The organism is Rhodococcus sp. Q (assembly GCF_005503035.1).
GTDB lineage: Bacteria > Actinomycetota > Actinomycetes > Mycobacteriales > Mycobacteriaceae > Rhodococcus_G.
Window position 1 is genome coordinate 45239 of the sequence record NZ_SCOY01000003.1, and the last position, 22297, is coordinate 67535.

The following is a 22297-nucleotide window of genomic DNA, read 5'->3' on the forward strand; positions in this document are numbered from 1 at the left end:
GAACGACTGCCCGAGTGAGGGGCCATTACGTGACTTGACAGTCATGTCATGTTCTTGGATAGTCTCACTGTGACCACGTCATCTGTCAATACCGGCTTCGGCGACCTCGCAGATCGCTTCTTCGCTGCCGTGTGCAGCGGTGACGAGGCGGCCCTCACCGAGCTGTACTCGCCGGACGCGCGCATCTGGCACAACGACGACGGGCGGGAGCAGACGGTCGCGGAGAACCTCCGCACCCTCCGCTGGCTCGGTCGAACCCTCGAGGACTTCCGATACGAGGACATCCGGCGTCACCTGCTCCCCGACGGATTCGCGCAACAGCACGTCCTGCGCGCGAGCCTTCCGGGCCACGGCCCGATCGAGGTGCCTGCGAGCCTGTTCGTGCGCGTCGAGAACGGGGTGATCGCCCGCATCGACGAGTACGTCGACTCGGCCGCCACCCGGCCCCTGCAACTTGCTGCCACAAGGAGGCACCCATGACCGTGAACCACCCCGAAGGCGCCATCGCCGACCTGTGCGCCCGGATGCGCGCGTTCATCGACGACGAGGTGATTCCGGCGGAGCCCGTCCTCGCGAAGGAGGACGCGGCCGCCCACGAACTGCTCGGACAGCTGCGCTCGCGGGCGAAGGAACTCGGACTGTGGGCGCTCGGGCACCCCGCCGACGTGGGTGGCGGCGGAGTGCCGTTCCTGGACTTCGTCTACCTCAACGAGGTCATCGGCCGATCCGAATTCGGCCAGCTGGCAGTCGGTTCGGTGTCCATGCAGGACACCATCATGCTGCACAAGCACGGCACCGATGAGCAGAAGCGGCGTTGGATCCCGCCGATCCTCTCGGGCGAGTTCCTGCCCTCCGTCGGTCTGACCGAGCCGGACGCGGCGGGCTCCGATCCCACGCTCATCGAGACCCGCGCGGAACTCGACGGTGACACCTGGGTCATCAACGGGCACAAGTGGTTCACCACGGGTGTCGCCGACGCAGGCTACTGCACGGTGTTCGCCCGCACCGAGCCCGAGTCGACGCCGCGGCACTCCCGGATCAGCGCGATCATCGTGCCGACCGACACGCCCGGTTTCGAGATCGTCCGGTCGATTCCGACCATGGGTCACGACCCCAGCGACCACTACGAGGTCCTCCTCACCGATGTCCGGGTGCCTGCCGCGAACCTTCTCGGCGAGCGTGGCAAGGGCTTCGTCGTCGCGCAGGACCGGCTCGGGCCGGGCCGCATCTTCCACGGCATGCGCTGGCTCGGTCAGGCTCAGCGCGCGTACGAGCTGATGTGCGAGCGCGCGAACACCCGGTACGTCCACGGGTCCCTGCTCGCCGAGAAGGGCGAGATCCACCGGTACATCGCGGAATCCGCGGCGCAGATCCATGCGGCCCGGCTGATGACCCTCGATGCCGCTCGCACGATGGATTCCGGCGCGGACGCCCGCATCCAGATCGGGCTGGTGAAGTTCTGGGGCGCGCGGATGCTGCACGACGTCGTCGACCGCGCCATCCAGGTGCACGGCGCGCTGGGCCTGACCTCCGACACCCCGCTCGAGCGGATGTACCGGCAGGCTCGGTACGCGCGCATCTACGACGGTCCGGACGAGGTGCACCGCATGTCGACCGCGCGCCGGCTGCTGCGTGACCCGGGTGCCGCGCCGTGGCTGTGAACGAGGGTGCCGTCAGCCTCGGTGACGGAATCGGATTGGTGCTCAGCGAGTCTCGCGGCACCGCGATGACCGTCTCCGAGCCCCGGCAGCTGACCGGTGGGGCGAGTCGTCAGGTGTGGGCAGCGGAGGCCCGCGACGCGGACGGGCAGTCACTCGCGGTCGTGCTGCGTCGGGATCCGCCCGGGCACGGCGACGCCGAGCGGATGCGGGCCGAGGCGGCCTGTCTGCGCGCGGCCGCCGCAGCCGGGGTTCCGGTGCCCGCGCTGCTCGCGTCCGGGGACACCGCGCCGGGCATCGACGCCCCCTACCTGGTGATGGACATGGTCGAGGGCGAGTCGATCCCACGCAAACTGCAGCGGGACCCCGAACTCGCCGAGGTACGAACGCATCTCGCCGAGGACATGGGCTTCGTACTGGGGTCGATCCACCGCGCCGACGTCGACACCCTCGGAATTCTCGACGCAGGCGACCCGCTCGACGCGCTCGAGTCCGTGTATCGGGACCTCGACGATCCCCGTCCCGCGGTCGAGGTCGGGCTTCGATGGCTCAGGGAGAACCGGCCCGCCAAGCGCCCGGACTCGTTGGTGCACGGAGACTTCCGGCTCGGCAACGTCCTCGTCGACGGAGCCGGGATTCGCGGAGTCCTGGACTGGGAACTCGCGCACCTGGGTGATCCGATCGAGGACCTCGGCTGGCTCTGCGTCCGTGCCTGGAGGTTCGGTGCGCAGCCGCCGGTCGCGGGCATCGGTACCAGGGAACAGTTGCTCGACGGCTACGAACGTGCCACGGGAACCCGGCCGTCCGACGCCGAACTGCACTGGTGGGAGACCTACGGAACGCTGCGGTGGCTGGTGCTGAGCCGGTTCCAGGCGCAGCGGCACCTGGGCGGTTCCGAGGACTCGATCGAGTTGGCCGCGATCGGGCGTCGGGTGTGCGAGTCCGAGTACGACCTCCTGCTGATCCTGGGACTGCTCGACGGCACCGAAGTGCCGCCGGGGGAGACGACGCCCGGTCCGTCGCTGCACGATCGCCCGAGTCTGTCGGAGATCCTCGACCTCGTCGCCGGCACGCTGCGCGACGACGTCGCGCCCGTACTCGACGGCGCGCACGACCGGGAGCGGTACCTGCTCCGGATCTGCGTCAACCTGCTGGGCATGGCGGGCCGGGAACTCGGCGCCGAGGACCGCACGGGCGACCTGCGGGATCTGCTCGCGGCCGTCGGGTGCGGGTCCGAAGCCGAGCTGGCGGGGAAGATCCGCGCCGGCTCCCTCGCGTACACCGACCCCGCCGTGAGTCGGCCGATCTCGACCGCGGTGCTCGCGCGACTGGGCGTGGCGAACCCCCGGCATCTGCTCCCGGCATCGCGCGACTGAGTTTTCCGTTCGGCCTCGTCCCCTCCAGCGTTGTCTAGGCTGGAGGGGACGAGTGTTTCACGGGAAGCATCAACCTGACTTGACAGTCATGTCAAGTTGGCTCACACTTTCATGGTGAGCAAGCCACCGGCCAGTACGCCCTCCGCGACGCCGCCCGTCGACGCCCTGACCGCACGGGGTCGAAAGACTCGGGACAGCTTGCTGGACGCGGCACGCACGGTCTTCGAGGAGGTCGGATTCCTCGACACTCGGGTGGAGCAGATCGCGCAGGAAGCGTCCGTCTCGTACGGAACCTTCTACCGCTACTTCGAGTCGAAGGAAGACGTGTTCAAGGAGTTGAGCACGCGACTGTTCGACGACGTGCATCGCCGTGAACCCCTCGACCCCGGCCTGTCGCCCGCTGCCAGGCTGGTCGCGACGAACCGGCTGTACTACCAGGCGTATCGGCGCAACGCGAAGCTGATGGCCATCGTCGAGCAGGTCGCGACCTTCAACGCCGAGTTCCGCGAACTGCGCCACGAGCACCGTCGGCAACTGATCGAGCGGACGTCCAAGGCCATCGCGCGCTGGCAGGAACAGGGCCAGGCGAAGGCGTCCCTCGACCCGGTGATGGCCGCGCGGGCCTTGGCGGCGATGACCGACCACACCCTCTATCTGTGGCTGGTTCAAGGCGACGAAGCGGACGAGGAAGGTCTGCTCGACACGCTGGACCAGATGTGCATCGGAGCCCTCGGCCTGGACCGGGGCGGCGATGCCGGTGTCGGGCAGGAACATTCGTCGTCGGAGCACTGATCACGGGCAACCCCCGTTGACGGGCGCGCGGCACTGACTCGTGCCGTCGGTGAGGTGGCGCGACAGCGCACGAACCAAACTAGTTGGTTCGTTTTGCTTGTCCGCTGATGGAACCTGTTCTAGGTTGTACGGACCTCCTCGTACGAGTGGGCCGACGAAAGGAATCCGATGCAGTTCAACCTTGCGGACGTCTTCGAAACGGTCGCCTCCGCGGTGCCCGATCGCATCGCGTTGAGCTACGAGGGGGAGAACTTCTCGTACGCCGCGCTGGACGCCGAGGCGAACCGGACGGCGTCGCTGCTGGCGGAGTCGGGCGTCACCACCGGCGACCACGTCGCCCTGTTCCTGAAGAACAGCCTCGAGCACGTCACGAGCATCCTCGGCTTGATCAAGATCCGTGCCGTGCCGATCAACGTCAACTACCGGTACACGCAGGCGGAACTGGAGTACATCTTCACCAACTCCGACTCCGTCGCCGTCGTCGTCGAACTGACCGAGCACCAGGTGACCCTCGCGGGGCTGCTCGAGGCCTGCCCGCTGATCCGGACCGTCTTCGTGGTCGGCGAGGTCGCCGACGAACTGCGCAGCGCCGCCGCCGGCCGGGGCGTCGCCCTCGTCGACTTCGCCGACACCCGCAACCGGCCTGCCACCCGCGAGTTCGAGGCACGCTCCGGCGACGACCTGTACGTCCTGTACACCGGCGGCACGACCGGGTACCCGAAGGGCGTCATGTGGCGCCAGGACGACTTCTTCCGCAAGCCGCTCTCCGGCGGCAACCCCTACGGCGACGAGCCGCGACAGGACCTCGCCGAGGTCGCCGCCGCCGCGAAGGAGTTCCCCGACTTCGCCTTCCTCATCGCGGCACCGATCATGCACGGCGCCGCGCTCTACTCGCTGTTCACCTTCTTCACGCTCGGCGCGCGGGTCGTGCTGCGCCGGGACTTCAACCCGGCCAAGGTCGTCGAGTCGATCGAGCAGGACCGGGTGCAGGTGATCCTCATCGTCGGTGACGGCATGGGCCTGCCCCTGGTCGACGAGATGGAACGCCGCCAGGGCGACGTCGACATGAGCTCGCTGTTCTCGATCACGTCCGGCGGCGCGATCTGGTCGACCAGCGTCCGGGACCGAATGCTCGCGGTGAAGCCGGACCTGTTGCTGCGCGACAACTTCGGTGCGTCCGAATCGGGCAACGACGGCGCATTCACCGTCGACGAGGCAGGCAACCTGCGAATGCCGCCCTCGGCGAACATGATCGTCGTCGACGAGCAGTTCGAGCAGCTTCCCGCAGGCTCCGACGACATCGGCTACATCGCCCGGATCGGCAACATCCCGCTCGGCTACTACAAGGACGAGGAGAAGACGGCGCGCACCTTCCCGACGCGCGCCGACGGAGTCCGGATCTCGGTGCTCGGCGACATGGGCCGAGTCGAAGCGGACGGCACCATCGTGTTCCTCGGACGCGGCTCGCAGTGCATCAACACCGGTGGCGAGAAGGTCTTCGCCGAGGAGGTCGAGGCCGCACTGCACGCGCACCCGTCGATCTCCGACGCGCTCGTCGTGCCGATTCCCGACCCCCGCATGGGCCAGCAGGTCGCGGCGGTCGTCGCGACCTACCCCGGGACCGACGAGCTCACCCTCGACGAGGTTCAGGAGCACTGCCGAAAGTCCCTCGCCGGATACAAGATCCCGCGTTCGGTCGTGGTCGTGGACGAGGTCAAGCGGACCCCGGCAGGCAAGGCCGACTATCGGTGGGCGACGTCGGTGGCATCCGAGTAGTCCGGCGGCGCGTCGCGGGCGGCGACGTCGGGTCGAACCCCGGCGCCGACGTGGCCCGGACCCCTCGACCGTGGCGACGGCCACGGTCGAGGGGTCCGGGCCACAGGCCTCGATCTTGGTCGGTCGGGTACCCCGTATCTGCGGCTACCGGGTACCTCGGACGACCACCGTGGCGACCGCGGTCGTGAACGAACCACCGATGTTCACGGTGAGGGCGCGCCGGGCGCCCTCGACCTGCTGGTCTCCGGCTCGCCCGGTGACCTGCCGTGCGGCATCCAGCACCATCCGGATGCCGGTGGCGCCCACCGGATGTCCGTGCGACATCAGTCCGCCGCTGGGGTTCACCGGCAGACGTCCACCGCGCTCGATGGAGCCGTCCATGACGACCTCGCCGCCCTTCCCCGGGTCTGCCAACCCGATGTGCTCGAGCGTCACCAGACCGTTGATGGTGAAGCAGTCGTGGATCTCGGCAACGTCGAGGTCGTCCACCCCGGCGACCCCTGCGCGCAGATAGGCGTCCTCGACGGCGCCGCGGAGATGCGGGAACAGGAAGTCGCTGTCTGCGCTCTGTGCGATCTTGTCCGCCAGCAGCAGGGTCGCGGTGCGGTGACCGAACCCGGCGATGGTCGCCTCCTGATCGAGGTCGGCGCCGGTCCGCTGTGCCCATTCCCGCGCGAACTTCGGACCGGCCAGGACCACGACCGCGGCACCGTCGGTGATCCGACCGCAGTCGGTCTTGCGGAGCATCCCCTCCACGACGGGGTTCACGTCGTCGTCCTCGTCGAAGGAACCCGCCGGGAACTCCCAGTCCCGGGTCTGCGCACAGCTGTTGCGGGATCCGTTGTCGAACGCGATCTCCGCGAAACGTCCGAGGTGTGCGTGGTCGAGACCGTAACGCCGCTCGTACTCCTGCGCGATGTCGGCGAAGAGCGCGGGCCACGGGTAGGTGACGTCGAGCGCCTCCCGTCCGGCCCACGCCGCGGTGCCCAGGTACTCCGCGGCCGTCTGCGCGGACACGTTGCGCATCAACTCGACGCCGACCACCAGTGCGACGTCGTAGCGGCCGGACTCGATGTCGGCGCAGGCGGCGAGGATCGCCGTGCTGCCGGAGGCGCAGGCAGCCTCGTGTCGCGTGCTGGGCAGGCCGTCGAGTCCGGGCACGGCCGCAACGACCATGCCGCCGAGCTGGGCCTGTCCCGCGAAGAGTTCGCCGGCGAGGTTGCTGACGTGAACGACACCGACCTCGTGATCGTCGACCTGCGCGTTCGAGAGGGCGGCAGGCACGGTCTCGGCGATCATGTCGACCAGCCCCAGCCCCTCCTTCGACCAGTTCCTGGCGAAGTCTGTCTGCGCTCCTCCGAGCACGTAGACGGGGTTCGTCATCTGATTCTCCTTGATGTGACGGATTCGGGAGGTGGGCAGACGCCGCGAAAGGCGCCCGGGCGACACGGTTCTCGGACCGCATTGCCCGGGAGCCTCTCGGTTCCTAGCCGCGGGCTTCGGCCAGCTGCTCTGCGCGCACCCACGTGGCGTGGAAGCCGGACGGCACACGACGCGGCAGCAGCACCCGGGCGACGGGTCCGGCGGCGACATCCGCGGCATCGAAGATGTTGATCTCGCCGCGATCCTCGGCCTCGTCGTTGACGAAGCACACCAGGTAGCCGTCGGTCTCACCCGTGGATCCGTCGCGGGGCGCGAACGGCGCCTCCGAACCCCAACGCCCGGAACCGAACTTGTGCTCTTCCTTCGTGCCGGACTGCGAGTCGAACCGGACGATGCCGTCGAAGAGCAGTGTCGGCTCGTTGGCGAGGCTCATGTTGTACGAGTACCGGTGCGAGCGACCCATGATCCGCGAATCCACGCTCGGGAACTCGATGTTGGCGTCGTCGAGCGCGGACTCGATGGTCGCGCCGGTGCGCAGGTTGAGGCGGTACCGGTAGAGCTGTGCGTCGAGTCGCATGTACGCGAGCATGTTCGACAGCGGCGAGGCGAACGTCGTCTGGTGCTGGGGGTTCTTGACCCGGCACACGTCCATGACGATCTCGTCGCCCTCTTCCCACGAATTGACGACGTGGTAGATGTAGCAGGGTTTCACGTCGAACCACCGGACGTCGCTGCCGTTGCCGTGGCGGGGGACGACGGCGAAACGAGCGGGGAGTTCCTGGTCGTAGAAGATCCGGTACTTGCCTGCCCGGCGCGCGTCGTGGTCCTGCACCAGCGGCAGGTCCATGAGGATCGAGTAGTTCTCGGTGATCCCGATGTCGTGCGGGAGTCGAGGACCCGGCAGGTCGATCTGTGTGAGGTGTGTCTGCGTGCCGTCGGCGCCGATGATGCCGTAGCGCAGGAAATCCTGGTCGGGCCCGTAGTCGAACCAGATCAGTTCACCGGTGGCCTCGTCGACCTTCGGATGGGCCATCATGTCGCCGGCGAAGGTACCCAGGAAGTCCTGTGCGCCCAGCGTTTCCAGAGACAGCGGATCCACGCTGTACGGAGTACCGCACAGGTACCACGTCGCCAGGATCTCGCCGCGGTGGTAGATGACATCGGTGTTCGCGGAATCCTTGATCCCGAGGCCGTGGCCGTTGCCCCACGGATTGCCCGCGGGGTTCTCCATGAGTCCCGTCCACAGGGCGCGGCCGGCCTCGGACTCCTCGTGGAAGGCCTTGGTTCGCACGTACCGGTTGGTGTAGCGCACCTTCCCGTTCTCGAAGTGGGCCGCGTGGATCATGCCGTCGCCGTCGAACATGTGGTAGCGGCCAGGGGCCTCGAACTGACGGTTCGGGCCGTTGCGGAGGTACACGCCGTTGAGGTCCTTGGGGATCTCGCCGATGACGGTGAGATCGTCCAGGGTCAATTCGTCGGCGATCGGCGCGAACACCCCGAGGGTGTAGGGATTCTCGTCGGTGGCGTCGACCGGGCGCGCGACGGCGACGAGGTCGCTGTTCGCACCGGGCTGAGTGGATGTCATGACTACTCCGCTTCGAAAGTGGTGAGGTTGGGTGGAGTGGACGAATTCTGTTGCGGTGCGGAGGGGTAGAGGATCATCTGGGTGCACCGGAAGAGTGCGATCGCCGTCCCTGCGCCGTCGCGCACGGTGGCGTCCCACACCTGGGTGCGGCGTCCGCCGTGGACGAGCGTGGCCTGCGCGGTGACCGTTCCGGACCGCGCGGTGCCGAGATAGTTGGTCTTGAGTTCGAGTGTCGTGAACCCGGACGCCCCGGAAGGCAGGGACAGTCGGGCGCCGACACCGCACATCGTGTCGGCCAGCGCCACGACGGTGGCCGCGTGCAGGTACCCGTTCGGAGCCTGCAACTCCTCGCGAACCGTCAGCTCACCGGTGACCGCGGTCCCCGACGCCTCCAGGACGCGCATCCCGATCAGGCCGGGGAAGCGGCCCTCGAACATCGCGGTCAACTCGTCGGCGAGCCGACCGCCGGACCCGGTGGGTGTCTCTCGGGGCTTGCCGACCGGAGGTCCGGCGCCATCGACTGTTCCCATGGTCAGCCGACCTTCGCGACCTCGCCGCGGATCTCGCGACGCTGCAGCTTGCCGACCGGGTTTCGGGGAAGGTTCTCGACCGTGACGAGTCGTTCGGGCAGCTTGAACGACGCGACCTCCTTGGCGCGCAGGTACTCGACGAGGTCGTCGAGTGCGACGTCGCCTCCCTCCGCGGGAACCACTACCGCACAGCACTTCTCGCCGAGAATCTCGTCGTCGTAGCCGACGACCGCCACATCGGCGACGGCCGGGTGATCGATGAGGATGCCCTCGATCTCGGCCGGCGCGATGTTCATCCCGCCGCGGATGATGATCTCCTTGCTCCGGTCGACGAACTTGAGGTATTCGCCGTCATCGCCGCACAGCTCGAAGATGTCTCCGCTGCACAGGTATCCGTCCTCGTCGAACGAGCTGGACTCCGCCGTCCCCTCCAGGTAGCCGGCGAAGATCGTCGGCCCCTTGAGGCGGAGTTCGCCGCGTCCGCCGACCTCGGTGACCTCCAGGCCGGTGGCCAGGTCCACCAGACGAACAGAGGTACGTTCGGCAACGGAGGTCGCCCACGACCGGGTGCGTGCGCCGTAGTTCGGCAGGTACTCGGCGCGCACCAACGGGTCGGGAGTGTCCGACGGCGCGCCGAGCAGACACACTCCCTCGTTGGAGCCGAAGAAGTTGAGCACCTCGACGCCGAGCGAGTACTGCCAGTCGCGCACCACGCCGGGAGGCAACGGCGCACCGCCCGAACCCACCCGGCGCAGCGCGGACAGGTCGTGCGCGTTCCGAATGTCCTCGCGTTGCAACAGCATCGTGAGAATCGCGGGCGGCATGCTCGTGTGGGTGACCCGATGGCGCTGGAGCTGATCGAGGTAGACAGCCATGTCCAGCGGATGGTGGTGGATCAGGTGCCCGCCGCCGAGCAGCCACGGCAGCAGCGATGTCGCGAACCCGGCCATGTTGACCATCGGGAACGGGTTGAGCATGACGGACGTCTCGTCGGTCTCCAGGCCGTCCTGCACGGCCTGCCCGACCGCCATCCAGTCACCGTGGCAGCGCGGAACACCCTTCGGTGCGGCCTCGGTGCCGCTGGTCCAGCAGACGGTGATGCAGTCGTTCACCGAGCGGGGCAGGGCGGAGTAGGCGCGACGCACGGTGTCGAGTTCGTCGGCGGTGGCGGGCGTCGAGTCCAGCGGCACCCCGCCGTTCGTCGCGGGTCCACCGAAGGTGAACACGGTCCGCAGCGAGGGCACCTCGCCGATCAGGCCGAGCGCCTCCTCGGACGGTGTGCGGTCGCCGAGGGAGTTGACGGTGACAACCGCGACGGCCGAGGAGGATTCGACGATGCGAGTCAGTTCGTGCCGTCGGTACGAGGCCGGCATCGGGGACGCGATCGCACCCAGACGCCACAACGCGAAGTAGGTTGCGCTCAGTGCGGCCGAGTTCGGCAGGAGCACCGCCACGACGTCGCCCGGGCCGATTCCCGATGCGTGGAGAGTGGCGGCGAGCTCGTCCACGCGGGCGTCGAGTTCCCGCCACGTGAACGCCTCCGGCTCGCGCCCGCACAGTGCGGGCAGGTTCGGCGGATCGGTGATCGCCGGGGCGTCGCCCCTGGTCCGGACCTGGTTGTCGAGGAGGTCCAGCACGGTCAGCGGCGACCACCACTGGTGTTCGAGGAACTCGGCGACGCGGTCGTCGGGATGGCACGGGCGTAAACGGTTGGCGGCGTGGCCGTCCGGGAGGGTGGTCATGGCGTCCTTACGTTCAGCGGTCTGGGAGTGGGGTCGTGCGGTCAGCGGAGTCGGCGGACGACCACGGCGGCGCCGAGCCCGAGCGCCGCCGGGATGGTCACGAGGGCGTATTCGCCGTCCACCTGGGAGAGTCGATCGAGGGCGTTGACGAGGAGCGCGCCGCCGCTCGCACCGAGCGGGTGGCCGGTGGCGAGCGAACCGCCGAGCGGGTTGACCTTGCTCGGGTCGAGCTCCAACTCGCGGGTCATCACCAGGGCGGAGGCCGCGAACGATTCGTTCGCCTCGATCACGTCGAGCTGCCCGGTGGTGATTCCCGCGTTCGCGAGTGCGCGCCTGGACGCGTCGACTCCCGCGGTGAGCAGGGGCGAACGCACGGCCGTCTGCGCAACGCCCACGACCTCGGCGATCGGCTCACGGCCGATCACGTTGCGCGCGGCGGACGAACCGAAGACCGCCATCGAAGCGCCGTCCGCCATCTGCGGGGCGGTGGCCGCGGTGTGCAGTCCGCCGTCCGGACGCTCGATGGTGGGCAGACGCGTCGCCACCCTGTCCCACGACGGATCCTCGCCGAAGAGCGGGGCGAGCTCGGCGAGCGATTCGAGGGTGGTACCCGGGCGGGCTCCCTCGTCCGACGCGAGGACGGTGGTGCCGTCGACGTGGACCGGGATCATCGACGCGGACGGCTGCGCGGCGGCGGCGCGCTGGTGTGAGGTGACCGCGTACGCGTCGAGATCGGTTCGGGTCAAGCCGTATTGCGCTGCCAGGAGGTCGGCGGAGACGCCGATGGTGACGTAGCCGGTGCGGTCGCCGAGTTCCTCGTCGGCGGTGAACGCCGGCCGGTCCGCGAGCATCGGGACCCGTGACATCGACTCGACACCGCCCGCCGCGACGATGTCGGCGATGCCGGAGGCCACCTTCGCCGTGGCGGACTCGATCGCCTCCAGCCCGGAACAGCACAGTCGCGAGACCACCCCGGCGCCGACGTGGTCCGGCCAGCCCGCCCACAGCACACCGGCACGGGCGACGTTTCCGCCCTGTTCTCCGAAGGCAGTACTGGTCCCGACGATGACGTCGTCGACCGCATCGGTGGGGAGCCCGCGCTCCTGTAGTGCGGTGAGCAGTTGAGCGAGCAGTTCGTGCGAGGGAACGTCGGCGAGCGTGCCGCCCTGACGCCGGACGCGGGCCTTCGGAGTGCGGACGGCGTCGTAGACGTAGACGCGGGACGAGAACTGGGACATGGTCACTTCCCTTCGATCTGGCGGCGGTCCTGCACGATCCGGAAGCGTCCGGCGACGAAGGATTCGTCCGTCAGGGTTGCGTTGCCTGCCGGGTTGAGGCCGGTGACGTGGTAGTCGCTGTAGGCGGCGGCGAACTGCATCGGCATCGAGGACACGAGGTTCGCGGACAGGGAGGCCCCGGCGTCGGCGTAGGCGTCGGCGACCGTGTCGACGACGGCGTCGTCGGTGCAGTAGAAGTACGAACTGATGGCGCCGTGGCTGCGGATGCTCGCCGTCGCGTGCTGCACCGCGGACGTGACGTCGGCGCAGTCGATCAGGAACGCGACCGGGCCGAACTGTTCACCGTCGGGCGGCGTCGAACCTCGACGCGGATCGACCCGAACGACCAGCGGGGTCACGGCCCGGGCCTGGGGATAGTCCGGATGGGCGTACGGTACCGGCCTGCGGACCAGGGTCCCGTCTGCCTCGGCAGCGTCGGCGAGCGCGGTGATCGACTGCAGCGTCGCCTCGGATTGCACTGCGCCACACACCGCTCCGGCCCGGCGGGGGGCTCCGGCGAGATCGTCGATCGCCGACAGCAGGGCCGCGACGACGTCGTCTCGCGAGACCACGCCATTGTCCGTGTCCACGCCCGCATCCGGGATGTAGATGTTCTGGGGTGTCGTGCACATCTGCCCGCTGAAGAGCGAGAGCCCGCCTGCCAGGGTGCGCATCGCCGCGGACAGATCCGTCACGGAATCGACGATGACGGTGTTGACGCCCGCGGTTTCGGTGAACACCAGGGTGTTCGGGACGTTGCGTTCGAGCCACGATCCGAATGTGGGGCTGCCGGTGAAGTCGACGATCCGCACCTCGGGACTGGTGGCGAGCTCGCCGGCGATGGGGGCGTCGACGGTGTCGACGACGAGCTGGACGGCGTCGGCGGGCAGCTGCGCCTCGGCCAGCACCTCGCGGATCACCTCTACCGCGAGTGCGGTGGCGAGCACCGATCGGGGGTGCGGCTTGACGAGGACCGGGTTGCCGGTCGCGAGGTTCGCGAGGATCGCCGGGTAGGCGTTCCACGCGGGGAACGAGGCGCAGGCCACGACGAGTGCGGTGCCGATCGGCCGGGTACGGAACCGCTTCCGCAGCGTGACGTCCGACTTGCCGAATCTCTGCTGCCAGGTGACGTTCTCGGGTACCCGTGTCATCGCGGCCCAGGCCATCGCGACGGCTTCCAGACCGCGGTCGAGCGCGTTGGTCCCGCTACCGCTGCACGCCATGTTCAGGCTCTGTCCGGTGGTGTGCGCGGTGACGGCCGCAAACTCCTGGCCGCGGAGGTGGATTCGGTGCAGCGCCTCGAGGCACACGCCGATCCGACGTTCGATGTCCGCATCCCGGAGCGCCGTGGCGGCGGCCGCCGCACCGACCAGTGCCTCGTCCGCGGACGGGGCGCCGTAGCTGACGTTGAGTGCCTTCCCGGTGTACGGGGAGACCTCGTCGGCGGTGACGACCGATTCGGTGGGAGACGAAAGCCGCAGAGTGGCACCGTCGTAGGCGCCGACGATGGCGTCGGACTGTGCGGCGTCGGGTGGGGTGATGGATGCGTACCCGGTCCACGCCGCGCGGGTGCGGTTGGCCTCGGCCGCGGCCTGGAGAAGATCGAGATGGGTTTCGAAGAACATTCGCGCTCGTTCCTGTGTGAGCAGATCTGTGGCGAGTAGGTCGGGCGGCGGGGGAGACGCCGGTGTGAGGGATGCTCGTCCGCTTTGACCGAAACAACTACTGTTAATGAAGTGAAGCAGGACACATGCTGGTTGTCAACGGTCGACTGTGTCGGACCGCTCGCGGGTGGGAACTGCTGAGGCCGGCGCGGAGGCTACGCGTGGAACGGGAGGGGCTCGAAGTGCACGGAGGTGCGCTCGAGCGTTGCCTCACACCCGCGACATTGCAGCGCCGGGAGCAGCCAGGAGTCGCAGGCGCGGTGGCGGATCTGCGGGCCGAGGGGGAGCGCATCGGGGTGTGCGACCTGCGTCCAGGACAACAGGAACGCGAAGATCGGGAACAGGGCCCGACCGCGCGGCGTCAACACGTACTCGCGGCCGTTGCCGTGTTCGCTGCGGGTGAGGATCTGCACCTCGGAGAGCCGTCCCAGCCGTTCGGTGAGGGTCGTCGGCGAGATCTTCAGGATCGACTGGAACTCGCCGAATCGGCGGACGCCGGTCAGCGCCACGCCGGTGACCAGCGCGCTCCAGCGGTCCCCGATCGCCTCCATGACTTCGGTGAACTGCAGATCGGCCCGGCTCACGGACGGGGAATTGCGGGTCGATCGCCGCCGCCCGCTCCCCGTCGCGAGCACCAGTGATTCGCGGTCCAGTTCGAGGTGCGCGTCGCGCGGGCCGACGGCGGCGCCGCAGTGCAGGCACATCAGCGCAGGCGGTCCGCGGTGGCCGCAGTCGACGTGGATCAACTCGGGTTGCAGCTGCCCCTCCGGGGACCACTCGCGCTGCCAGGTCCAGACACTGGCCAGGATCTCCCAGGTCGCCAGCCCGAGCTCGGTCAGGTGGTAGTCGTGGCGGTCGTGGCCGTTGTCCTGTGGTCGGCGCTCCATCACGCCGGCCTCGACCAGCGCGTTCAGGCGTGCCGTCAGCATCGCGGGCGGGGCGCCGGTCCGGTCGATCCACTGACTGAAGCGGCGTAGGTGATCGACGAACGCCTCGCGCAGGATGGCGAGGGTGAGGCGGTCGCCGAGCAGATCGACGGTCTGCGCGACCGGGCCCTGAGGTGCGGCGGCCTCGGATTCGGCCACGTCACCCACCTCCCGGCACTGCCCGCGACGATCGTGTCGTTCGAATCGTTTGTCAGGCCTCCAACACAATAGCGATGCCCTGGCCGACGCCGATGCACGCCGCCGCGACCCCGATGCCCCCGCCGAGCCGGCGCAGATGGCGCAGGCAGTCCACCACCATGCGGGCCGCCGACGCACCCAGCGGATGGCCGAGGGCGATCGCGCCGCCGAACGGATTGACCCGGTCGACCGGGATTCCGGGCAGTTCGCGGAGGCAGGACAGCACCACCGCTGCGAACGCCTCGTTCAGTTCGAGCACTCGGACGTCCGCGAGCCCGAGACCGGCACGGTCCAGCGCCTTCGTGACGGCGGGCACCGGTGCGAGCGCGAACTTGTCGGGCTCGGTTCCGACGACGACGGACGCCAGGATCCGGCCGAGCGGTTCGACACCCAGTTCGTCGGCGAGCGGCGCGGTACCGATCAGCGCCGCGACCGCTCCGTCGCTGATGGGCGACGCATTCCCCGCGGTGACGCTGCCGTCGCGGGAGAAGGCCGGACGCAGGGCGGACAGGGTCGCGATGTCGGTCTCGCGGATCGGTTCGTCGCGGTCGAGGTTCGGGTGCGCGGTGACGAACCCGTCGTGCACCCCCGACGCCCAGGCCCGGCCCGCCAGCTCGTGGGACCGCAGCGCCCATTCGTCCTGCTCGGCGCGGCCGACGCCCGCCTGCTGCGCCACCAGTTCTGCCGACCGGCCGAGGGTCTCGGTCCAGGCGGCGGGGAACCGGGGGTTCGGCATGCGCCAGCCGACGGTCGTGGAGATCAGCTCCATCGACCGGGGAAACGCCGAGTCCACCGGCGGAAGTACGTAGGGAGCGCGGCTCATCGACTCCGAGCCGCCCGCGATCGCGATGTCGGCGTCGCCGACGGCGACCTGCCTGGCCGCGGACAGCATCGCTTCGGCGCCGGAACCGCACAGCCGGTTGACCGACACTCCCGGAATCGTGTGGGGGAGTCCGGCGAGCAATGCCGCCATCCTGGCCACGTTGCGGTTGTCCTCACCTGCACCGTTGGCGTTTCCCCACACGACGTCGTCGATCCGACCGGGGTCGAGCGTGGGGTGTCTGCGGACCAGGTCCGTGATCGGCAGTGCGGCCAGGTCGTCGGCCCGAACGTGGGAGAGGGCGCCGCGGGCGGCGCCGAACGGGGTCCGGACCGCGTCGATCACCCACGGGATGCGTCGGTCCGATGGGGACAGGGGTCGGGACATGAGCTTCCTCCTGTGCGGTGGGGCGTGGTCCTTGCGGAAAATCGCCCGCCGTTGTCTACTTCAATAACTGTAGCGAATGAAGGGAGCTTCATGTCCATCGCCGACGTCGTCCGTACCGCGGCAGATCGGTACGGGCCCGCGATCGCGCTCGAGGACGATCACGCGACTCGGACGTTCACGGAATTGTCCGATCGGGCGCACGCGCTGGCGGGAGGCCTGCACAATCTCGGCATCACGGCAGGGACCACGGTCGTGGTCCTGCTCGGCAACTCCGTCACAGCAGTGGAGGTCGATCTCGCACTCGCGATCGGTGGGCTCGTCCGGGTGGCCGTCAATCCGCGTGTGGGTCCGGCGGACTGGGAACGCATCGTCGCCGACTGCACACCGGGCGCACTGATCGTCGACACCAGGATCGACGGTGCGGCCGAGTTCACCGCACGGACGATCGTGCCGACGGTGATCACCGTCGGCGGGGCGTCATCGGACCGACCGTCCCTCGATGAGGTGGCGGCCCGGGCTCCACGGCATGCGAAGATGCCGACACCGGATGCGGATTCACTGTGTGCACTGCACTATTCGTCCGGTACCACCGGAGTCCCGAAGGGCGCCAGGCGAACCCACGCGAACCGGTTGGCATCGCTGCAGGCGATGCGGGAGCAGGTGCTCGCCGGAACCCTCGACGGCGGCGACCCGGCGGTGTTTCTGCACGCAGGGCCCGTCATTCACACCAGCGGGCTGTTCGTGCTGCCGTTCCTCGAAGCAGGTGGACGCCAGATCCTCCTCGATCACGTCGGCCCGGCCGGCCTCCTCGACGCCGTCGCGGCGCATTCGGTGACCCACACCGCGCTCGTGCCCACCGTCGTCGCGCGACTACTCGACTTCGACGACGCCCGGCTGTCGGTGATGCGGCGTATCCGCATGCTCGCGTACGCGGGGGCGCCGATGCCCGTCGAACACATTCGGCAGGCCTACCACCGCATCACGCCCAACCTCGTTCAGTACTACGGCATGGTCGAGGCGATCCCGCCGTTGACCGTGCTGACCGCGGACGACCACCGTCGCGGTGTGCTCCACGACGCCGACGTGCTCGGCACCGTGGGACGAGCCTGTCCCGAGGTGGTCATCGAGTTCCGCGCGGACGACGCCTGCTGCCCCGACGGGGAGATCGGCGAACTGGTGGTCTCGGGTGCTGCGGTCAGCCCCGGCTACCACAATGCGGACACGCGAACCGATCTCGGCAAGAGCCACGTCGACGGGGTCCTCTACTCGGGGGACCTCGGCTACCGGGACGCCGACGGGTACATCCACCTGACCGGACGCAGCAAGGACATGATCATCACCGGCGGGTACAACGTCTATCCACGCGAGGTGGAGGAGGCGATCTCCGCGATCCCCGGCGTCGACGACGTCGTCGTCGTCGGACTGCCCGACGAGATGTGGGGGCAGCGCATCGTCGCCGCGTACACCTCGGCCGATGCCGACGTCACCGACGCCGCCGTGCTGGCGGACAGCCGAACGCGCCTGCCCGACTACAAGCGCCCCAAGGCCGTGCACCGCGTGGACAGGCTCCCGTTGACCGCGCTGGGAAAGGTCGATCGAACCGCGGCCGCCGTGCTGCTCGACGCCCTCGCCACGGCCGCATCGTGAACTCCCACAGACATGTACAACGACAGACTTCGAAAGAGGACACCATGACCGACTCGTTCCTGACCTCTCTGCGGCTGCCCGTCGTCGCGGCGCCGATGTTCCTGGTGTCCGGGCCCGAGCTCGTCGTCGCCGCCTGCACTTCCGGTGTCGTCGGTTCCTTCCCGACGCAGAACTGCCGCACCGCAGCAGATCTCGACACCTGGATGGGCACGATCACCGATCAGCTCGGCGCGGCCGCCGGTCCGGTCGCGCCGTGGGCGGCGAACGTCATCACCCACAGCAGCAACGCCCGACTCGAGGACGACCTGCGCCTCATCGGCGAGTACAAGCCGCAGATCGTCATCACCGCCCTCGGATCGCCGAAGCCGGTGATGGACATCGTCAAGGGGTACGGCGGCACCGTCATCGCCGACGTCGTCAATCTGCGCCTCGCGCGCAAGGCCGCCGACGCAGGTGTCGACGGCATGGCGTGCGTGTCGGCAGGCGCGGGCGGACACACCGGCCACCTGTCGCCGTTCGCGTTCACCTCCGCCGTGCGCGAGTACTTCGACGGGATGATCATCGTCGGCGGTGGCATCAGCGACGGCCACGGCGTCGCGGGCGCGATCACCGCAGGCGCCGACCTGGTCTACATGGGCACCCGGTTCCTCGCCGCCGCGGAAAGCATGGCCGTCGACGAGTACAAGCAGATGGTCGTCGATCACGGCGCCGACGACCTCGTCGTCAGCTCCGCGATCACCGGCACTCCGGCGTCGTGGCTCAAGCCCAGCCTCGCCGCCTGCGGCCTCGATCCCGACAACCTGACGGCGCCCACCGGGGAGAAGAACTACACCGCGGGCGCCGAATCGATGAAGCGGTGGAAGGACGTCTGGGCCGCGGGCCAGGGACTTGCCCCCATCCGCGCCGTCGAACCGGTGAGCGCGATCGTCGACCAGATCGAGCGCGAGTACGTCGCGGCATTCCAGCGCGCGAGCCGGCTGACCGCGGCCGCCGCAATCTGAGTCCGCGTGCCCGGCCGTGGCGCGGCGAACCCCGCGTCCCGCCACGGCCGCTCTGCGATCGGGCTACCCGCACCAACCCCGAGGGCAGGCGGTAACCCCTGAAGGGGCTACTGCCAGTCCGACAGGTCCGTGTCGCTTCGGCCGCCGCTCCCCACGCCGAGCAGGGTGGTGAGAGTGGCGTCGACGCGGTCGTCTCCGACCCGCGTGCGCCAGGTGGCCACCTGGCGCCGGAAGGCGGTCGCAGACAGGGCCAGTAGTCGTCGCCCGCGTGGCGTGATCACCAGGGTGCGCTCCCTCCGGTCGGCTTCGTTCAGTCGGCGTTCGACCAGGCCCAGGTCCTCGAGAGACTTCACCGTCTTCGCCGCCGCCTGCTTGGAGACGCCGAGGCGTTCGCCGAGTGCCACGCTCGTGCAGCCGTCGCCGATGGCCTGCAACGCGAATCCGTGATGGGCGCGGATCCCCGGAAATCCGTGCTGGGCCAAGTCCTCGTGGACGGAGTCGACCAGTCCTCGGAAGGCGCGCATCAGCAGGAACGGCATCGCCACGTCGTCGACAGGGTCCATGGCCTCGACTCTACCGACAACCAGGTTGTCGGTATATGGTCAACATGGTTGTCTACTTGGTCAGGAGGAGTCATGGTCCATCTCGTCAGCGAACAAGCCCGTGCATTCCAGATGCACGGGGTCGCATTCACCTCGTTCGCGTCCAGCGTGAGCGGCGCTCGGTCACTCGCCGCGTGGCGCGCCGACTTCGAGCCCAACACCCCGGGGCAGGCCCACACGATGACGGAGGAGGAGGTTCTGTACATCACCAGTGGCGCCCTCGACATCGAGCTGGACGGTGAAAGCTTCACCGCCGCAACGGGAGATGCGGTGCTCGTTCCCTCCGGCGCCGTCCTTCGCGTCACCAATGCGGCAGTGGAACCCGCCAGTGCCTGGGTCACCACCCTCGTCGGGATGACGGCGACGATGAGCGGCGGCGGGGAGCAGATCGCGCCGCCCTGGGCGCAATAGAGGCACGTCAGCACGTTCGAACTCGGTATGCTCTCGTGCAAGGTAGCCCGTGCCCGACGGCGTCGTCCGTCGGTTCTCCGAGTGCGTGGGGTCTGACGATGAACACCGGCACTGCTGGTCGCACGTTTCCTGTTTTCGTTCAAGGGTGGATCCTCGACGACCGGTCGCTCGCTCCACCGGCCTGCGGTGATGTCATCGACGTCATTCTCTCGTTCGTTCCTGCCGCCGTCGCTCCGATGCCGGGCCGATGTGCGCTTCGTGGGACCGCGCGGCCGGCGTACGGCCGGACCCCCGTCGACGGTGGGGGCGGTCTGCACTGGCTGATGGAGGTGTCCGGTGACAGGTGGGCGGCGCGGTGGTGGTCGCCGCGGCCGGTCGCAGGCCCGGTGGAACTGGACGGGAGTTTCGTCGTCGATCTGGCGGACGGACGCGACGATCCTCCTTCGGTGCGCGGGCGCGTCCGGCGAGTGCGGGTGGTGCGGCAGCGTCTCGAACGCACCGCGACCGGGACGCGGGCAGTTCCGGGAACGGAGTGGTTCACCGCGGTGACTGCGACTCCACGCCGATTCTGGTCGGACTGGTCAGCAGCGACCGACGGTGAACCCTGGGTCGATACAGGCGTTCTCGTCGACCTGGATCTCGACGATGTTCCGGTGGCCGAGAGTGAGTTCATGCCGGGATCGGTGGCGACCCACGACACCGACGTGTGGGTGATGCACCGGGCCGATCCGGTGCTGCTGCACGTCGACACGACGGGGATCCCGCCGCGGGTGACCGAATACCTGCTGCCGCTGACGATGGAGATCTCCCACGGGGGGTACGCAACTCGGGCCGTCCACGCGGATGCCGGCGGCTGTTGGATCACGTCCGGTCACGACGTGTTCCGGTGCGACCGGACCGGCGCCGCATCGGTGACCGTCGAACGTGTCTGCGCGGAGGGCGGGCGCAGTGTTCTCGACGGCGGGCGCGTCTACCTCCTGCGGGCGACCGGTCCGAGGATGTGCGCCGACCGCCGGTACGGGCCGATCCGGGTGGAGGGTGACGCGCACCGCGTGCGGGTCCTCGGCGACGACCGGCGTCTGACGGTGGTGGCCGACCGGGCCACCGTCGATCGGGTGACGGCGACCGTCGCCCGGATGCGCGGTGGCGGCCGAGGGGAGTGGACGGCCGGCGGTGCGCTCGTCGTGCGGGACCCGGACGGCGAACCGTGTCCCGTGGATCTGGAGGTACGGGTCGAGGGGAGTGTCCGCTGGGTTCAACCGGATCCGTACGCGGATCCTGCGAACGCCGGCCTGGTTCCGATTCTGCGGGTGCCCCTCTCGGATCGGTGAGGGAGTATCGGGTGTCGTGACCTCATTCCTGTGGGACCAGCACGCCTGCCTGCCGTTGCAGACCACCGCCGATGTCGACCTGTTGACTCGATACCGGCGTCCCGGGGGCGCGCTGGTATCGGTGAATGCCGGCTACTCGCCCCACACATTCACCGAAACCGTTGCGCTCCTGCAGTACTACCGGACCGAGATCGAGGCGCACTCCGAGCTCGACCTTGCGGCCGACCTCGATGAGGTCGAGACCATCACCGATGCCGGTCGCATCGCCGTCGTGTTCGACCTCGAAGACTCCCGTCCGCTCGACGGAGATCTCGACAACCTCGCCATCCTGGCCGGCCTCGGGGTGCGCACACTGCTACCCACCTACAACCAGGCCAACCGTGCCGGGAGCGGATGTCTCGACACCGCCGACGGGGGACTCACCTCGTGGGGACGGTCGCTCGTGTCCGAGATGAATCAGGTCGGCATCGTCCCCGACGGCTCGCACTGCAGCACCAGGACGGGCCTGCAGATGTGCGAGAAGTCGACCGGCCCTGTCATTTACAGTCATTCGTGCATGCGTTCGGTCTGGGATCATCCGCGCAACATCACCGACGACCAGGCTCGGGAGTGTGCAGCAACCGGCGGCGTCATCGGCATCACCGGTGTCGGCATCTTCCTCGGACCGAACACCCCGACCCTGGATTCGATGACGCGGCACCTCGAGTACGCCGTCGACCTCGTCGGCATCGACCACGTCGGCGTCAGTACCGACTATTCGTTCGACTACGCCGACTTCATCGACGAGGTCACGCGCAACCCTCACCTGTTCGACGACAACTACACACGCTGGGGCACCATTGAGTGGATGCCGCCGGAAACGCTGCTGACACTCGGTGAGCACCTTGCCGGCCGGGGTTGGCGCACCTGCGACATCCGTGCAGTGCTCGGTGGCAACTTCTAACGGGTCGCCCGGCAGGCCTGGCGGCCGACAAGTGCAGATCCCTGCCTCGGGAGGATCTGAGGAACGGGCGGCGTCCACGCCGCAACGAGCGAGACCGGCGCCACGGGACAACGCCGGCGCATCCCCATCGTCCGGGTCCGATCGTCCGTTGGGCAACACGAAGTAAGCGCTTCGTCAGCCTGGAAATTCACCTTGCCACCGGGCGTAGGGTTAAACGCCAAGGGGCTCAGTTGAATCGGCAACGGTCG

Annotated in this window: 19 protein-coding genes; 10 read left to right on the forward strand and 9 right to left on the reverse strand. The window is 68.8% G+C overall.

The features are described 5' to 3' along the window. The first annotated feature begins 69 nt into the window (after positions 1 to 69). The 5 genes from FFS72_RS04355 (at position 70) to FFS72_RS04375 (ending at position 5602) form a co-directional block, all read left to right on the forward strand. A complete protein-coding gene (locus tag FFS72_RS04355) occupies positions 70 to 480 on the forward strand; it encodes a nuclear transport factor 2 family protein (RefSeq protein ID WP_249353119.1) in 411 nt (136 codons plus the stop codon). Then, positions 477 to 1661, forward strand: a complete 1185-nt coding sequence (locus FFS72_RS04360) for an acyl-CoA dehydrogenase family protein (protein WP_171018560.1) — start codon at positions 477 to 479, stop codon at positions 1659 to 1661. Before FFS72_RS04355 ends, FFS72_RS04360 begins: the two co-directional genes overlap by 4 nt. Next, positions 1652 to 3034, forward strand: a complete 1383-nt coding sequence (locus FFS72_RS04365) for a phosphotransferase family protein (RefSeq protein ID WP_349303984.1) — start codon at positions 1652 to 1654, stop codon at positions 3032 to 3034. Before FFS72_RS04360 ends, FFS72_RS04365 begins: the two co-directional genes overlap by 10 nt. A 114-nt stretch (positions 3035 to 3148) precedes the next feature. Beyond that, positions 3149 to 3826 (forward strand): TetR/AcrR family transcriptional regulator, encoded by a 678-nt coding sequence (locus tag FFS72_RS04370; protein WP_502704077.1) that lies wholly within the window; start codon positions 3149 to 3151, stop codon positions 3824 to 3826. 168 nt (positions 3827 to 3994) lie between these two features. Beyond that, on the forward strand, positions 3995 to 5602 hold the full coding sequence (locus FFS72_RS04375; protein ID WP_137872809.1) for an AMP-binding protein: 1608 nt from the start codon (positions 3995 to 3997) through the stop codon (positions 5600 to 5602). A gap of 144 nt (positions 5603 to 5746) precedes the next feature. Here FFS72_RS04375 and FFS72_RS04380 read toward each other — a convergent pair whose 3' ends face one another. From FFS72_RS04380 to FFS72_RS04415, 8 genes are all read right to left on the reverse strand, one after another. After that, positions 5747 to 6985 (reverse strand): acetyl-CoA acetyltransferase, encoded by a 1239-nt coding sequence (locus tag FFS72_RS04380; protein ID WP_137872810.1) that lies wholly within the window; start codon positions 6983 to 6985, stop codon positions 5747 to 5749. Positions 6986 to 7088: 103 nt separating this feature from the next. After that, the gene (locus tag FFS72_RS04385; protein ID WP_137872811.1) at positions 7089 to 8570 is read right to left on the reverse strand and encodes a carotenoid oxygenase family protein; all 1482 of its coding nucleotides are present in this window, start codon (positions 8568 to 8570) and stop codon (positions 7089 to 7091) included. Between the two features lie 2 nt (positions 8571 to 8572). Further along, positions 8573 to 9100 (reverse strand): PaaI family thioesterase, encoded by a 528-nt coding sequence (locus FFS72_RS04390; RefSeq protein ID WP_137872812.1) that lies wholly within the window; start codon positions 9098 to 9100, stop codon positions 8573 to 8575. A gap of 2 nt (positions 9101 to 9102) precedes the next feature. After that, positions 9103 to 10842, reverse strand: coding sequence for a class I adenylate-forming enzyme family protein (locus FFS72_RS04395; RefSeq protein WP_137872813.1), 1740 nt, complete (start codon positions 10840 to 10842; stop codon positions 9103 to 9105). 41 nt (positions 10843 to 10883) lie between these two features. Next, the gene (locus FFS72_RS04400) at positions 10884 to 12080 is read right to left on the reverse strand and encodes a thiolase family protein (RefSeq protein ID WP_137872814.1); all 1197 of its coding nucleotides are present in this window, start codon (positions 12078 to 12080) and stop codon (positions 10884 to 10886) included. A gap of 2 nt (positions 12081 to 12082) precedes the next feature. Beyond that, entirely contained in the window at positions 12083 to 13744 is a 1662-nt protein-coding gene (locus tag FFS72_RS04405; protein ID WP_137872815.1) for an aldehyde dehydrogenase family protein, read from the reverse strand. Between the two features lie 194 nt (positions 13745 to 13938). Continuing rightward, on the reverse strand, positions 13939 to 14868 hold the full coding sequence (locus FFS72_RS04410; RefSeq protein WP_137872816.1) for a winged helix-turn-helix transcriptional regulator: 930 nt from the start codon (positions 14866 to 14868) through the stop codon (positions 13939 to 13941). A 52-nt stretch (positions 14869 to 14920) separates the two neighbouring features. Next, on the reverse strand, positions 14921 to 16114 hold the full coding sequence (locus tag FFS72_RS04415; protein ID WP_137872817.1) for a thiolase family protein: 1194 nt from the start codon (positions 16112 to 16114) through the stop codon (positions 14921 to 14923). A 90-nt stretch (positions 16115 to 16204) separates the two neighbouring features. Here FFS72_RS04415 and FFS72_RS04420 point away from each other — a divergent pair, with 90 nt between their 5' ends. Further along, positions 16205 to 17761, forward strand: coding sequence for a class I adenylate-forming enzyme family protein (locus FFS72_RS04420; RefSeq protein WP_137872818.1), 1557 nt, complete (start codon positions 16205 to 16207; stop codon positions 17759 to 17761). A gap of 44 nt (positions 17762 to 17805) precedes the next feature. Continuing rightward, the gene (locus FFS72_RS04425) at positions 17806 to 18762 is read left to right on the forward strand and encodes an NAD(P)H-dependent flavin oxidoreductase (RefSeq protein ID WP_137872819.1); all 957 of its coding nucleotides are present in this window, start codon (positions 17806 to 17808) and stop codon (positions 18760 to 18762) included. Between the two features lie 107 nt (positions 18763 to 18869). Here the strand turns inward: FFS72_RS04425 and FFS72_RS04430 are convergent, their stop codons facing one another. After that, entirely contained in the window at positions 18870 to 19325 is a 456-nt protein-coding gene (locus FFS72_RS04430) for a MarR family winged helix-turn-helix transcriptional regulator (protein ID WP_137872820.1), read from the reverse strand. A 72-nt stretch (positions 19326 to 19397) separates the two neighbouring features. Between FFS72_RS04430 and FFS72_RS04435 the strand changes: the two genes are divergently transcribed. From FFS72_RS04435 to FFS72_RS04445, 3 genes are all read left to right on the forward strand, one after another. Further along, complete coding sequence (locus tag FFS72_RS04435) at positions 19398 to 19775, forward strand: cupin domain-containing protein (RefSeq protein ID WP_137872821.1); 378 nt, start codon at positions 19398 to 19400, stop codon at positions 19773 to 19775. A gap of 98 nt (positions 19776 to 19873) precedes the next feature. After that, positions 19874 to 21106, forward strand: coding sequence for a DUF6578 domain-containing protein (locus FFS72_RS04440; RefSeq protein ID WP_137872822.1), 1233 nt, complete (start codon positions 19874 to 19876; stop codon positions 21104 to 21106). Between the two features lie 16 nt (positions 21107 to 21122). Beyond that, on the forward strand, positions 21123 to 22049 hold the full coding sequence (locus FFS72_RS04445) for a dipeptidase (protein WP_137872823.1): 927 nt from the start codon (positions 21123 to 21125) through the stop codon (positions 22047 to 22049). Positions 22050 to 22297 lie beyond the last annotated feature (248 nt).